The sequence below is a fragment of the Microbacterium sp. CCNWLW41 genome, assembly GCF_037083505.1.
The window spans coordinates 517413-530624 of record NZ_JBAOJP010000002.1 but is presented as its reverse complement, the minus strand read 5'-3'; the positions used below and the strand labels follow the sequence as shown (position 1 = coordinate 530624).

Annotated in this window: 12 protein-coding genes and 1 tRNA gene; 6 read left to right on the top strand and 7 right to left on the bottom strand. The window is 71.7% G+C overall.

Annotated elements, in window-relative coordinates; translation table 11 throughout:
• Position 1 precedes the first annotated feature (1 nt).
• Positions 2–604, bottom strand: a complete 603-nt coding sequence (locus V6R91_RS10300; protein ID WP_336395359.1) for an ATP-dependent endonuclease — start codon at positions 602–604, stop codon at positions 2–4.
• A 263-nt stretch (positions 605–867) separates the two neighbouring features.
• On the opposite strand from V6R91_RS10300, the gene V6R91_RS10295 reads away from it, so the two are divergent.
• The 3 genes from V6R91_RS10295 (at position 868) to V6R91_RS10285 (ending at position 4596) form a co-directional block, all read left to right on the top strand.
• A complete protein-coding gene (locus V6R91_RS10295) occupies positions 868–2412 on the top strand; it encodes a nucleobase:cation symporter-2 family protein (protein WP_336395358.1) in 1545 nt (514 codons plus the stop codon).
• A 101-nt stretch (positions 2413–2513) separates the two neighbouring features.
• A complete protein-coding gene (locus V6R91_RS10290) occupies positions 2514–3113 on the top strand; it encodes a DUF2165 domain-containing protein (protein ID WP_336395357.1) in 600 nt (199 codons plus the stop codon).
• Between the two features lie 61 nt (positions 3114–3174).
• A complete protein-coding gene (locus V6R91_RS10285; RefSeq protein WP_336395356.1) occupies positions 3175–4596 on the top strand; it encodes an MFS transporter in 1422 nt (473 codons plus the stop codon).
• Positions 4597–4736: 140 nt separating this feature from the next.
• Here V6R91_RS10285 and V6R91_RS10280 read toward each other — a convergent pair whose 3' ends face one another.
• On the bottom strand, positions 4737–5342 hold the full coding sequence (locus V6R91_RS10280) for a MarR family winged helix-turn-helix transcriptional regulator (RefSeq protein WP_336395355.1): 606 nt from the start codon (positions 5340–5342) through the stop codon (positions 4737–4739).
• An 88-nt stretch (positions 5343–5430) separates the two neighbouring features.
• Between V6R91_RS10280 and V6R91_RS10275 the strand changes: the two genes are divergently transcribed.
• The gene (locus V6R91_RS10275; RefSeq protein WP_336395354.1) at positions 5431–6273 is read left to right on the top strand and encodes a MarR family winged helix-turn-helix transcriptional regulator; all 843 of its coding nucleotides are present in this window, start codon (positions 5431–5433) and stop codon (positions 6271–6273) included.
• Positions 6274–6399: 126 nt separating this feature from the next.
• Positions 6400–7368 (top strand): AraC family transcriptional regulator, encoded by a 969-nt coding sequence (locus tag V6R91_RS10270; RefSeq protein ID WP_336395353.1) that lies wholly within the window; start codon positions 6400–6402, stop codon positions 7366–7368.
• Between the two features lie 32 nt (positions 7369–7400).
• On the opposite strand, the gene V6R91_RS10265 is transcribed toward V6R91_RS10270, so the two are convergent.
• The 3 genes from V6R91_RS10265 to dcd all read right to left on the bottom strand — a co-directional run bounded on the left by V6R91_RS10265 (position 7401) and on the right by dcd (position 10919).
• Entirely contained in the window at positions 7401–8609 is a 1209-nt protein-coding gene (locus tag V6R91_RS10265; RefSeq protein WP_067249514.1) for an MFS transporter, read from the bottom strand.
• Positions 8610–8869: 260 nt separating this feature from the next.
• Entirely contained in the window at positions 8870–10312 is a 1443-nt protein-coding gene (locus V6R91_RS10260) for a hypothetical protein (RefSeq protein ID WP_336395352.1), read from the bottom strand.
• 1 nt (position 10313) lies between these two features.
• The gene (dcd, locus tag V6R91_RS10255; RefSeq protein ID WP_067244913.1) at positions 10314–10919 is read right to left on the bottom strand and encodes a dCTP deaminase; all 606 of its coding nucleotides are present in this window, start codon (positions 10917–10919) and stop codon (positions 10314–10316) included.
• A gap of 143 nt (positions 10920–11062) precedes the next feature.
• Between dcd and V6R91_RS10250 the strand changes: the two genes are divergently transcribed.
• Positions 11063–11136: transfer RNA gene (locus V6R91_RS10250), tRNA-Gly, on the top strand.
• 36 nt (positions 11137–11172) lie between these two features.
• Here V6R91_RS10250 and V6R91_RS10245 read toward each other — a convergent pair.
• Together V6R91_RS10245 and V6R91_RS10240 are read right to left on the bottom strand one after the other, a co-directional pair.
• Positions 11173–12411 carry a sialidase family protein gene (locus V6R91_RS10245; RefSeq protein WP_336395351.1) on the bottom strand — a complete coding sequence of 413 codons (1239 nt, stop codon included), beginning with the start codon at positions 12409–12411 and terminating at the stop codon, positions 11173–11175.
• 107 nt (positions 12412–12518) lie between these two features.
• Positions 12519–13208, bottom strand: a complete 690-nt coding sequence (locus V6R91_RS10240; RefSeq protein WP_067244925.1) for a FadR/GntR family transcriptional regulator — start codon at positions 13206–13208, stop codon at positions 12519–12521.
• Positions 13209–13212 lie beyond the last annotated feature (4 nt).

Here is a 13212-nt window from a genome sequence, read left to right as displayed (position 1 = left end):
GCTACTGCGAGACCCCGAGGCGAGGCGGGGACGCGAGGTCGTCCAGCAGCGCGCGCAGCGGGGCGGGGATCCGGTCGGCGGGAAGGGCCGCGATCACATCCGCGGCGAAGTGCGCCTTGCGCCCGCCGGCGGTTCCGGCGAAGCGGTGCAGCTGCGCCTCCACAGACCGCACGCGCTGCGCCGGCTGCCCCTGGAAGACCCGGAACAGCGCCAGTTCCCCCCGGGCGGCCAGCGTCTCGAGCACCAGCTCAGGCCCCGCCGCGCGGATCACCTCGTCTTCCAGATCCCGCGCGCAGCCGTGGAATCCGACCGCGGCGAGCGCGTCGAACACCGTTCCCGCCGCCGGTGCATCCATCCGGCCGGCGGCGGCCAGCGCGCCGACGACGAATCTCTCCTCCGCGGTGTCGTAGAGCCCCAGAACCGGCTCCGCTCCCGATGCCGCCAGGGCCATCAGTCGCGAGCGGAGGTTGGTGATCCCGCCCAGCACGTCCAGCGCGACGCCCGCCAGCGGTCGCCCCAGCACGCGCGCGGCCTGCTCGAGGGCGAGCCGGTCGCTCTCCCCCTCGAGCAGCACGACCGGCCCCGCGGACCGTGATCCCGACATGGCACGACGCTACCGCGCCCGCCTCGCCCACCCGATCTGCACACTCCCACCCGATCTGCACACCCGCCACGCGAGAACGTGTGCAGATCGGGAATGGATGTGCAGATCGGCACCGTGGAGGATGATGCACAGACCGCCGCGGGACGGCCGGCGCGGCGACCGACGGTTGACCGGCCCGAACGACTGGCCTAGCATTGTCGCAGTCCGGAACTCTTTTTCCGTACTGCGGATTATTGATCGACGACGATCAGGAAGCGCGAGACATGAGCAAGACGAAGACGCGGCACGCTCGTCCCACCGACCGCCCCGAGGACGCCCGGCTCGGCATCGGCCCGAGCTTCGCCTACGGCCTGCAGCACGTGCTGACCATGTACGGGGGGATCATCGCCCCGCCGCTCGTGGTCGGACAGGCCGGTGGGCTCTCCCAGGCGGAGATCGGCACCCTCATCGCGTGCTCGCTCTTCATCGGCGGGCTGGCCACCATCCTGCAGACCATCGGCGTGCCGTTCTTCGGCTCCAAGCTGCCGCTCGTGCAGGGCGTGTCGTTCTCGGGCGTCGCCACCATGCTCGCGATCCAGGGGGACGGCGGGATCCAGGCGGTGATGGGCGCCGTGCTGGTCGCCTCCGCGATCGGGTTGCTGATAGCCCCCGCGTTCGCGCTGATCATCCGGTTCTTCCCCCCGGTCGTCACCGGGACGGTGATCACCTCGATCGGTCTCTCCCTGCTCCCGGTGGCGGCGGGGTGGGCCATGGGCGGCAACGCCGAGGCCCCGGACTACGGCTCGGTCGCGAACCTGGGCCTGGCCGCGCTGACCCTGCTGCTGGTGATCCTGCTGACCAAGTTCGGCACTCCCGCGATCGCACGTCTGAGCATCCTCATCGCCCTCGCCCTGGGCACCCTGTTCGCCACGGTCATCGGCGTCGCCGACTTCTCCACCGTCGGCGAGGGCCCCGTCTTCGCCCTGCCCACGCCGTTCGCCTTCGGCCTGCCGACCTTCGACATCGCCGCGATCGTGTCGATGCTCATCGTGATCCTCGTCACCTTCACCGAGACGACCGCCGACATCCTGGCGGTCGGCGAGGTCGTCGGCACCAAGGTCGACTCGAAGCGCATCGCGAACGGCCTGCGCGCCGACATGCTCTCCAGCGCCGTCTCCCCCGTGTTCAACTCCTTCACGCAGAGCGCCTTCGCGCAGAACGTCGGCCTCGTCGCCATCACCGGCGTGAAGAGCCGCTTCGTCGTCGCCGCCGGCGGCGTGATCCTCGTGGTCCTCGGCGTGCTGCCCGTCCTCGGCCGCGTGGTCGCCGCCATCCCGACCCCCGTGCTCGGAGGCGTGGGCATCGTCCTATTCGGGACCGTGGCCGCGAGCGGCATCGCGACCCTCTCGAAGGTCGACTACAAGAACAACCTCAACCTCATCACCGTCGCCGTCTCGCTCGGCTTCGGCCTGCTCCCGCTCGTGCAGCCGAGCATCTACGACGGGTTCCCGTCGTGGTTCACGGTCATCTTCCACTCGGCCATCAGCTCGACGACGATCATGGCGATCCTGCTGAACCTCGTGTTCAACCACCTCGTGCGCCGCTCGAACACGAAGGGCGACCGCAGCGTCTTCGTCGCCGCGGCGAGCCGGTCGGTGCCCGAGGAGCTCCTCGACGCCTTGGAGGACGGCGACTCCGTCGTGGACGGGAAGATCATCGACGCCGAGGGCCAGGAGGTGCCGATCGTCCCGACCGGCACGGTCCGCGTCGTCGACCCGAACCGCCCTGTGGAGAACTCCGCGGCGGACGGGACCCCGAAGGCCGACTGACCTCGCCCCGCCTCGCGTCATCGGATGGGGTGGCCGCCGCGGCGCCGAGGTTCCCTCCCGAGCCTCTGTTCCCCGGGCCGCAACGGCGCTACGGTGCAGGCATGACCGCATCCCCCGCCCCGGCGCCGCGCTGGCACGTCATCGGCACCCTGCCGTTCGCGGCCGCCGCCTTCGCCCTCGTGAACGGCCTGTACATCTTCCTGGTGGCGCTCGGCAACGTCACCGACTACGAGACGAACTTCGCGTTCGTCCAGCACGTGCTGTCCATGGACACGACCAACTTCGGCCAGCAGGCCGGAACCGGCCTGGATCCGGACGTCATGTGGCGGGCGATCTCGAGCCCGGTCGTGTGGAACATCGGCTACGTCGGGATCATCGTCTGGGAGTCGCTGGCCGCCGTCGCGCTGATCGTCTCGGTGGTGTTCTTCGTGCGCGGTTTCCTCGGTCACGGCTACGGCGCCGCCCGGCGCTGGGCGACGATCGGCGGGGTGATGATCGTGCTGCTGTTCGTCGGCGGATTCATCGCGATGGGCGGCGAGTGGTTCCAGATGTGGCGGTCGCAGGCCTGGAACGGCCTGGACCCGGCGTTCCGCAACGCGACGCTCGCCGGCATCGGGCTGATCCTGCTGCATCTGCCCTCGCCGCGCTGGCAGGACGGCGAGCCCGCCGTGGCCGAGACGCCCGCCGCCCCCGCGGCGTGAGCGAGGATCGCCTGCGGCGCGCCGCTACCGGGCGTTCACCCGGCGAGGACAGACTTCGTCCATGAGCACGCCCGAGGATCCGGCCGCCCGACGCCCCGCCGACCGACCGCCGGCCACCGCCGACAGCGGCGCCGTCGGCGTCATCGGCCTGGAGCTGCGCGGCGAGGAGCCCGCGTCGAAGAAGCAGATCTACTCCTGGGCGCTGTGGGATTGGGCCACCCAGCCCTTCAACACGGTCATCCTCACGTTCATCTTCACGGCGCTCTACCTCACGACGGACGCGTTCCTGCCGCCGGAGATCGCGGCGCTGAACGCCGACGACCCGGTCAAGGAGTCCGCGATCGCGGGTCTGACCAGCGGCCTGGGCCTCGGGTCGACCATCGCCGGCCTCGCGATCCTCGTGCTCGCGCCGGTGCTCGGCCAGCGGGCGGACGCGGCGGGACGCCAGAAGCTCTGGCTCGGGATCGGGACGGGAGCGCTCGTCGCCTGCATGTTCGGGCTGTGGTTCGTCGAGCCGACGCCGTCCCTGTTCTGGCTGGGAGTCGCCCTCATCTCCGCCGGCGCCGTGTTCGGGGAGATCGCGGCGGTCAACTCCAACGCGATGCTCATCGGGATCGCCACGCCTCGCACCGTCGGGCGGGTGTCCGGCCTCGGCTGGGGCTTCGGCTACCTCGGCGGGATCGTCGCGCTCGTCCTGGTCATCGTGTTCTACAGCGCGGACTGGTTCGGGCTCCCTGACGACGGCGGGCTCCCGTTCCGTCTCATCGCCGTGGGATGCGCGGTCTGGGCCATCGTCTTCTCGATCCCGATCTTCCTCCACGTGCCCGAGCCGTCGCTGGGCCGGCCGGAGCGGAAGGTGGGGTTCCTCGCCTCGTACGGCCTGCTGGCGAAGGACGTCGCCGGCCTCTACCGGAACCCCGAGACCCGGCCGACCTTCTGGTTCCTGCTCTCCAGCGCCGTCTTCCGCGACGGGCTCGGCGGCGTGTTCACGTTCGGCGCCGTGATCGCGAGCACGATCTTCCAGTTCGGATTCATGGAGCTCGTGATCTTCGGGGTCGCCGCGAACCTCATCGCAGGGGTCTCCACCATCGTCGCCGGGCGCTTCGACGACCGGTTCGGCCCCAAACGCGTCATCCTCACCGCCCTGACGGCCATGGTCGTCGCGGGTCTCGCCGTGTTCTTCCTCGTGGACTCCGGGAAGACGGTGTTCTGGATCGGGGGCCTGATCCTCTGCGCCTTCGTGGGTCCCGCCCAAGCGGCCGCACGCTCCTTCCTCGCACGCGTCACCCCGGCGGGACGCGAGGGCGAGATCTTCGGGCTGTACGCCACGACCGGCCGCGCCGCCAGCTGGATGGCCTCGGGCGCGTGGACCGTCCTGATCGTGCTGACCGGGGCGACCGCCTTCGGCATCCTCGGGATCGTCCTCGTCCTGCTCATCGGCCTCCTGCTGCTGCTCCCCGTGCGCGAGCGCGCCGGTCGTTGAGCGAGCGCAGCGAGACGAAACGCCCGACGCCCCCGACGCCCCGTTTCGACTCGTCGCTGCGCTCCTCGCTCAACGACCGGAAGGCGCGACGGTCGTTGAGCGAGCGGAGCCAGACGAAACGCCCGACGCCCCGAGGGGGGTCAGCGCCAGTTCTCGGCGAGCTTCGTGAGCAGACGTGCGAGCTCCGTGCGTTCCTCCGGCTCCAGCGCCTCCAGGGCGCGACCGAGCACTTCGCGCCGCTCGCCGCGGACGCCACGGATCAGCCGTCGGCCCTCGTCGGTGAGCACGATGCGGGTGCGCCGCGCGTCCTCCGGATCCGCCTCGCGGACCACCCATCCGCTGTCCACGCCCTGCTGCACGAGCCGTGAGGCGCGGGGCTGATCGACCCCGATCGCCTCGCCGATCGCACTGACGCTGAGAGCACCCCCCGCGAGCGCCTCCAGCATCCGCAGCCGCGCGGGTGCGCGTCCGTCCATCCCGTGTCCGCCCCGCCCGCCGGGCATCCCGGCCCCGCGGTGCCCGCGATGGCCGCCGTGGCCGTGCCCGCCGTGCAGGCCCACTCCGTCCCGGTCGCCGTCCGAGGGAGCGGGCACGCCGTGCCGATGACCCCGGGCGTGCGGGCCGCCGTGCATGCGCGGATCCCCGGGGCCGAAGGGCCCTCGTCCACGAAGTCGTCCGAGGAACGTGAAGATCGCGTCGACGGGATCGGGGACCTCGCCGTCCGATGGGCGCTGCGGAGTGCTCACCCGCTCATTTTACATGCGACTTGACATGCATCTAAATCGCATGTCACACTACATACACATGCACAATGACAAGCAAAGGACATCACCCATGAACACCCAGGACTCCACCTCACACTCCGCCGATCGACCGTTCGGCTTCTGGATCACCGCCGTCGACCGCTTGATGGCGGCCGAGTTCGCCCGCGCCTTCGAGAACGAGGGCGTGAGCCGTCGCGAGTGGCGGCTGCTCAACGTCGTCGATGGGACCGCCCCGTCGGACCGCCCGCCGTCGGCGTCCAAGCTCCGCCGCCTGGTCGAGCTCGGCTGGGTGGCGAGCGACGGCGACGGCTGGACGCTCACCGACGAAGGACGTGGCGCGAAGGAACGCCTCGATGCCCTCGTCGCCGGCATCCGCGCCCGCATCGCCGGCGCCGTCGAGCCCGACGAGTTCGCCGCCATGGCCTCGACGCTCGAGAAGATCGCCCGCGAGCTCGGCTGGCAGGAGGGCAGGCGCCTCCCCCGGCGCCCCGGGCGTCCCCACCGGCACGACGAGCACCGGCACGACGAGCACCGGCACGGCGATCGGCACCAGGACCGACACGACGACGGCCAGGACGACCGCGCACGTCGCGCCTTCGGTGCCGTGCTGCGCGAAATGCGCCGACACGCCGACTTCGGCCACGGCCGTCCTGCGGACCCGCACCACACCGACCCGACGCGCGCCGGATTCGGCCGCCGGCCGCACGGCGACCACGGCGCCGAGCGGTTCGACCGGTTCCCCGATGCCGACCGGTTCGGCCCCGCCGACCGGTTCGGCCGGGAAGAGTGCGACGGGCCGCGGGGAGGACACGACGGCCGCCGCGGTCGCCACTCGCACCACGGCCGCCCCTCTCACGGCGGCCACCGCCGCTCCGGAGCGACCCACATCCACCTCCACCTCGGCGAGCGCTGACCCTCTCCGATGCCAGCCCGGCCACCGAAGGCCCCGCGTTCGCGAACGCGGGGCCTTCGCCTGTCCCGGCGCGCACACGCGACGTCATGACGGAATACGTCGCTCCGAGCGCCGGTTCGTCCTTCTATGAGCACGATCGCCGCCCCCGCCCCGACCGTCCGCACGCGTGTCGACGTCGCGGCGCCGGAACGTCGGTCGGCGGCGGCGCTCGAAACCGTCCTCGCGGCGGTCGACGTGCACATCCGGCGCCAGATCCGGGTCTCCCTCGATGCGGGAGAGGCGCTCCCCGTCGACGCGGGCGACCTCGCCCTCGTGTACGTGCTCGACGGCGAGGTCCGGATCCTCTCCGACGGCGGCTCCTCCTGCACCATCCGCCCGACCGGCCGGGTGTCCCTCTCGCCGGCGAAACCGCCCCTCAGCGCGCTGTCCGCGGGTGACGTCCTGCTGTCCACCGGCGGCCGACCGCTCGCGCTGGAGGCTCGAGGACGGGCGCGGATCCTGCTGTCGTCCCTCGACCTCGCCGACGGATCCGCCCACGTCGCCGGCCTGCTCCCCGAGCGCGCCTTCGTGACCGGGTTCGACACGCTCGAGCCCGCCGCCGCCGCGCTCGCCCAGCACATGGGCGTGGACCGCGAGAACGCCTGCCCCGACCGGGAGGGCGACCTCACGATCTGCCGGATGATGTCCCGGACGGTGCTGGCCTCGGTGATCCGGGCCTGGTCCTCGAACGGCTGCGCCCCCGCCGGCTGGCCGTCCCTGTCGAACGACCCGTTCCTGGACCGGGTCGTCGACGCGATCCAGGCCGAGCCCGGTCGGGACTGGTCGCTGGACAGCCTGGCCACGTTGGGGGCGATGTCGCGCTCCGTCTTCGCCGAGCGCTTCCGGCAGGCCTTCGGCCGCTCGCCCCTCGGCTATGTGACCGACGTGCGGATGCGCTCCGCCCAGGAGCTGCTGCGCCGCGGCTACAGCGTGAGCGAGATCTCGCGCGAGCTCGGCTACGGATCCGACGAAGGGTTCAGCCGCGCATTCCGTCGGCACACCGGGATGACCCCGTCGGCCTGGCGGGCCGCGCGCACCGCCGCGCTTCCCGCCTGAGCCCCTCGCCTCCCACGGCGGAGGCCGCGGCGTCAGCGGCGCGCGCCCGCCCGGTTGGACAGACCGAACAGGACCGCGCCCACGGCCAGCGCGACGGCGCCGGCGACGTACACGACCTCGATCCCCACACCGTCCACCAGCGCGCCGCCCACCCCGGCGGCGATCATGATGGCGGCCTGGAATCCGACGACCACGACGCTGCCGCCGGCCTCCAGGCGATCCGGCATCCGGTGCCCGACCCAGGTGTTCACGATGAGCAGCCACGAGGCGAAGAAGAAGCCCCAGACGAACGCGGCGACGCCGATCGTCCACGGGGAAGCGGATCCGAGGATCACGAGCAGCACCATCAGGGCGATCACGAGCGGGGAGACGACCGCGAACAGACGGTAGGTGCGGTCGATGACCACGCCGATCACGAGGTTCCCCACGAGACCGCCGACGCCGAAGACGGCGAGCAGCAGGATCACGGTGCCCGCGTCGATCGGAGTGCCGTCCATCTGGACCCGGTCCAGCGCGAGCCGGATGTAGGTGTAGGCGAGGAAGTGCCCGAGCACCACGAGCACGTGGCCGACGACGCCGAGCGCGATGCCCGGACGGCGCACCGTGTCCAGCAGCACGGAGAGCCGAGCGGCGTTCTCCGCCGGGACCGAGGGCAGGAGGATCCGCAGGGCGATCGCGAGGGCTCCCGTCGCGACCGCGGCGATGACGAAGACCGTCCGCCAGTCGGCGAGCTCGCTGAGCATCACGCCGATCGGCACTCCCGCGACCGTGGCGAGGGAGGTTCCCGCCGACGTGAACATCACGGCCCGGCCGAGGCGCTCGGGACCGGCGATGCGCGCGGCCACGGTGATCGACATCGTCCAGAACCCCGACAACGCCGCGCCGAGCAGGATCCGAGCCAGCAGCAGCAGCGGCAGCGAGGGCGCGAACGCGACGACGATGTTGGAGACCGCGGCGGCCACCGCCATCCAGACCAGCAGGGAGCGGCGATCGAGGCGGGGAAGCGCGAGTCCGATGGTCGGGGCCACGAGCAGCCCGACGAGCGCCGTGACGGTGACCATCTGCCCGGCCTGCCCGGGCGTGACCCCCACGTCGGCGGCGATCTCGGTGAGCACGCCGTTCGGCAGGAACTCGGCCGTGACGAGCAGGAAGCTCATCGCCATCATCGTGATGAGGGCGCCGTAGCGCAGCGGGGCCGATCCGGCGGCGGTGGTCACGGGGGTGGGGGCGGTCGTGGTCATGTTTCCACTCTGGCGTGGCTCCACGGCGCCCGCCCGACCGGGCGTCCGTCGCACCCGACGGATCGTCCGGCCTCCGCGAGGGCACGACGGTCGGCGCTCAACCCTTGGATCCGCAGCACCGATCGGAGATCTGGGCCCGCGCCGGACGACGGCCACAACGGCGGAGTCGCACGCCTTCGGCGGAGTCCTGCGCCCTCGGCGGAGCAATCCCGCCTAACCGTCCGCGCGAGGAGGAGATCTCCGCCGCAGCGCGCGCCGGGTCAGAGCGGCAGGGCCAGGTAGAACTGGAACACCTCATCACCCGCGGGGCCCTCCACGAGCATCACCCAGGAGCGGGACGGGTCGTCGCCGACCGTCCAGAGGACGGCAGAGGTCGTCGCGGAGTCGTAGTCGTACCGCATGCCGCGTCCGTCGTCGTAGACGGTGTCCTGCGAGGTGGGGGTGCCGCGTTCCTGGGCGAAGCGCTCGAACGCGCGGTCCGAGGCCGCGGATCCGCCCGTGAAGCTCCACACGGTCATCTCGACCTCGCCGACGGAAGACGTGTAGACCGCGTGCGCCACCTCGGCCGCATTGGCCGAGTTGGTGTCCGCCGTCTCCCACCCCTCCGCGAGTCGCCAGGTCACCGCGCCGTCGGCGCTGACGATCCGGGTCCCGGCCTCATCCGCCAGCGCCGTGCAGACCTCGTCGCAGCGCGCGGCCGGGCGGGGTGTAACGGCGGTGTCGGTCTCCGTGGGTCGCGGGCTCGCCGACGCCGCCGGCGATCGTGTGGTCGAGGGCGACCGGGACGGGGCGACCGAGGGCGCCGCCGAGGACGATGCCGACGACGATGCGGTGGGCGCCGGTGCCGGCGCCGCCGACCGCGAGGACTGCCCGAGGAGGAAGACGATGAGCACGATCGCACCGACGAGCAGCAGCCCGAGGAAGCCGAGGATCGCGACGGTCCATCCGCGGTAGCTGCGGTCCTCCATGGCAGCGTCGTCCCGCCGCAGGTCCGTGGCCGGCGGCGCCGCGGGCAGACCGCCGAAGGGGGACACTCCCGGTGCGCCCGAGACGTCCGACGACGCCAGGGCGCCGGACGCCGTGACGCTCGGCGACGAGGGTCCAGCCGGGGCGCCGGGAGGCGTCGCGGCTGCATCCGTGGTCGGGGGTGCGGTCGGCGCGCTGCTCGGCGAGGGGACCCCTGCGCCGGTCGGTCCGGAGTCCACCGGTGCGGTCCCGCCCGGCGCGCGCCCCGACGAGGCGGACGACGCGGGGATGAGATGGGTGCCCGCGTCCGTCGCCGGTCCTGACGGCCGGTCGTCCGCGACGGAGGCGAGCAGCGCCTCGTCCACCGGCGGGTCCGGGGGCGACTCGATGAGGTCGAGGATCGCGGCATCCGGCTCGGGGATCTCCGGCGCCGGGGGGATGTCGATGGCGTCCCCCGAGGAGAGCAGCTCTTCCGGGTTCAGCTCCTCGGCCGCGGGGGACGCGGCGAGCGCACCGGCCTCGGCCACGGCGTCGGAGGCCTCGGCGAGCGCCTGTTCGGCCTGGGCGTTCTCCGGGCCCGGCACGGCGGGGGCCGCCGGGGCGTCCGGGGAACCGGCCTCGGGCAGATCGTCGCCGCCCGCGGCGGGCGGCGGGACCGCTCCGGCGTCCGCCGCGCTCCCGGGCTCGGGGTCCGGGATGCCTGCGCCGTTCTCCGGATCGGTCGCGTCGCCCTGCATGTCAGCCCCCTGTGGATCCCGCGTCGGTCACGCCGACGTTCGTGCGATGGAAGTTCTGGAACGACCGCGAGGCCGTCGGCCCGCGCTGCCCCTGATAGCGGTTGCCGTACGGACCCGATCCGTACGGGTTCTCGGCCGGGGAGGTGAGCTGGAAGAAGCAGAGCTGACCGATCTTCATCCCCGGCCAGAGCTTGATCGGGAGCGTCGCGACGTTCGCGAGCTCCAGCGTGACGTGTCCGCGGAAGCCGGGATCGATGAACCCCGCCGTCGAATGCGTGATGAGGCCGAGGCGCCCGAGCGACGACTTGCCCTCCAGCCGCGCCGCGACGTCGTCGGCGAGGGAGACCTGCTCGAACGTGGCGCCCAGGGCGAACTCCCCCGGGTGGAGGATGAACGGCTCATCCGGATCGACCTCGATGAGCCGGGTCAGCTCGGGCTGGTCGGCGGACGGGTCGATGAACGGGTACTTGTGGTTGTCGAACAGCCGGAAGTAGCGGTCCAGGCGCACATCGATGCTGGACGGCTGGATCATCGACGGCTCGAGCGGGTCGAGCCCGATCCTTCCCTCGTCCAGGCCGGCACGGATATCCCGATCGGAGAGCAGCACGTTTTCAGCGTAGCGGCCCGCTCCGACGCTCGCCTGCAGCCCTGTCGCCGTGCCCGCGCTCTTCCTGCGTCGCGAGGCGCGGAGCCGCGGTGTCACCGGGTGGGCGCGGCGTTTGTTATGCTGGCCAGACGCCGCAAGGCTCCGGGGCTGTAGTTCAATGGCAGAACTTCTGCTTCCCAAGCAGACAGCGCGGGTTCGATTCCCGTCAGCCCCTCCACGGATTCGTCTCCTGCTCTCACACGGCGACCCCTCGTCAGAGGGCTGCGATCGCGGCGTAGGTGATCGCGCGCGAGGGCGCCGTCAGGTCGATCGTCCCCAGGAGGACTTTCGAGGAGCCGTCGTCCGCCTCGAAGCTCCAGGAGAGCACCAGTGTGGAGCCGACGGACGCCAGATCCGGGACCCCCATCTCGGTGGACCCGGAGATCGGGGTCCCTCCCATGGTCCCGAGCGCGATGCTGCGGAAGACCGGCGATGCGGTGTTCTTCGCGTGGAACTGGCTGCGGTCGCCGATCCACAGCGCCATGCGGCAGGAACCGTACCGCTCCACGATCAACGCGTAGACCGTTTCCCCGACGATCTCGACAGGCAGCGGACTGTATGCGAACCCCTCCGGAGCGTTCCATCGCGCGAAGCCCGAGCCGTCCGGGTTCATGGAGTAGAACTGCGTGGGCGCGCCGGTGGCCTTCTGCGTCCGCAGTCCTCCGACGACCCTCCCCGCGACGGGATCCCACGTGATGGTCGGTTCGCAGTAGGTCACCGGCGGATAGGCGGCGTTCCCGTCGCCGACGACGTCGAAGAAGGCCAAGCTCGCCACCGGGTCCGCCGGATCGAACGTCAGGAACCCCAGCCGTGAGGACCCGGCGAAGTGGAAGCCGGACATCATCCGGTCTCCGACGAGTTCGAGGTCGTGGAAGAGCTCCGGGACGAAGCCGCCCTGCTGCACGGCGTCGAGCACGACCCGGGACGCCCAGGAGACGCCGCCGTCGACCGAGGAATAGAGGGTGTGCCGGGTCGTCCCGACCGCGTTGGTGGCGCCACGGCTGCGAATGATGGCCCAGAGCGTGTTCCCCGCGTCGACCCCCAGCGCGAAGCAGTCCGTCCCGCGCGCATTCGACTCTCCGGGCACGATGACCACCGGTGTGGACCACGTCGCCCCGAGGTCGTCCGAGAAGGTGACCAGCGGTTTGGTGTCGGTCGCCCCGTGACCGCTCGACCGGTTGTACCCCTGGTAGATCCGCCCCGTGCTCGACACGCTGGTCTTTCCCTGCGGCCACGCGTTCGTCGGAAAGGACGTGGCGGGCGACACGCGTCTCACCGCCATGGTCAGCGGCGTGACGGACAACACCGCTCCGCTCACCGTCTCCGAGCCGACCGCTGCCTCCGCTGCGGACGGAGCGAGCACCGAGGCTCCGGAGAGGGCAGTGCCGAGCGCGGCCGCGGACGCGAGTCCGAGCACGTGACGACGGGACAGTTCCTGCTTCGAGACAGTCATCTTCGACCTCCGGGAAGGGGCATCGACAGCGTCGATGCGGACGGCGCCGCCATCGGCGCCGAGGATCAGGGAACGAAAGGCGGCCCTCCGGGGCCGACAGGGTGGGGTCAGCGCGGGTCGAGGGCCGCCACGCGCCGGCGCAGGTCGTCGAAGTGCTCTCGCATCCGGCGAACCGCGAGTTCCTCGTCCCGCGCGATCAGCGCGTCGATGATGCGCTGGTGGACGACGCCGCGGTCGGAGGCGGGAGCAGGCATCCGCTCCCCGGCCTCGCGACTGAGCTCGCCGAACAGATGCCAGAACAGGTCGATGAGGTTGTCCACGAGCGGGTTGCGGAGACCGGAGTACAGCGTGCGGTGGAACTCCTCGTCGAGATCGCGGAAATCCTCGCCCCGGGAGTCGCGTGCGACCATCTCCGCGGCGATCTCGGCACAGCGTCCGAGCTCTTCCCCCGGGTCGGCGCGCACCACGGCCGACATCAGTCCGACCTCCATCGATTCCCGCGCGACCAGGACCTCCCGCAGGGCCGCGCCCGAGCCGGCGACGCCGTAGGGGAGCTGATCGATGATCGGCCGGAACGAGAACTCGGACACGAACAGGCCGTTCCCGTGCTGCGCCTCGATCACCCCGAGCGTCTGCAGGCTGCGCGAGGCCTCGCGGAGGGACAGCCGGCTGACGCCCAGCTCCGCCGCGAGCTCCGCCTCACTGGGGAGCCTGTCCCCCGGGGCGAGATCGTGCTCTCGGATGTAGTCGCGGAGCCGGCGCTGCGCAACGACATAGATCGGTCCTCCGGATCTCATGCTC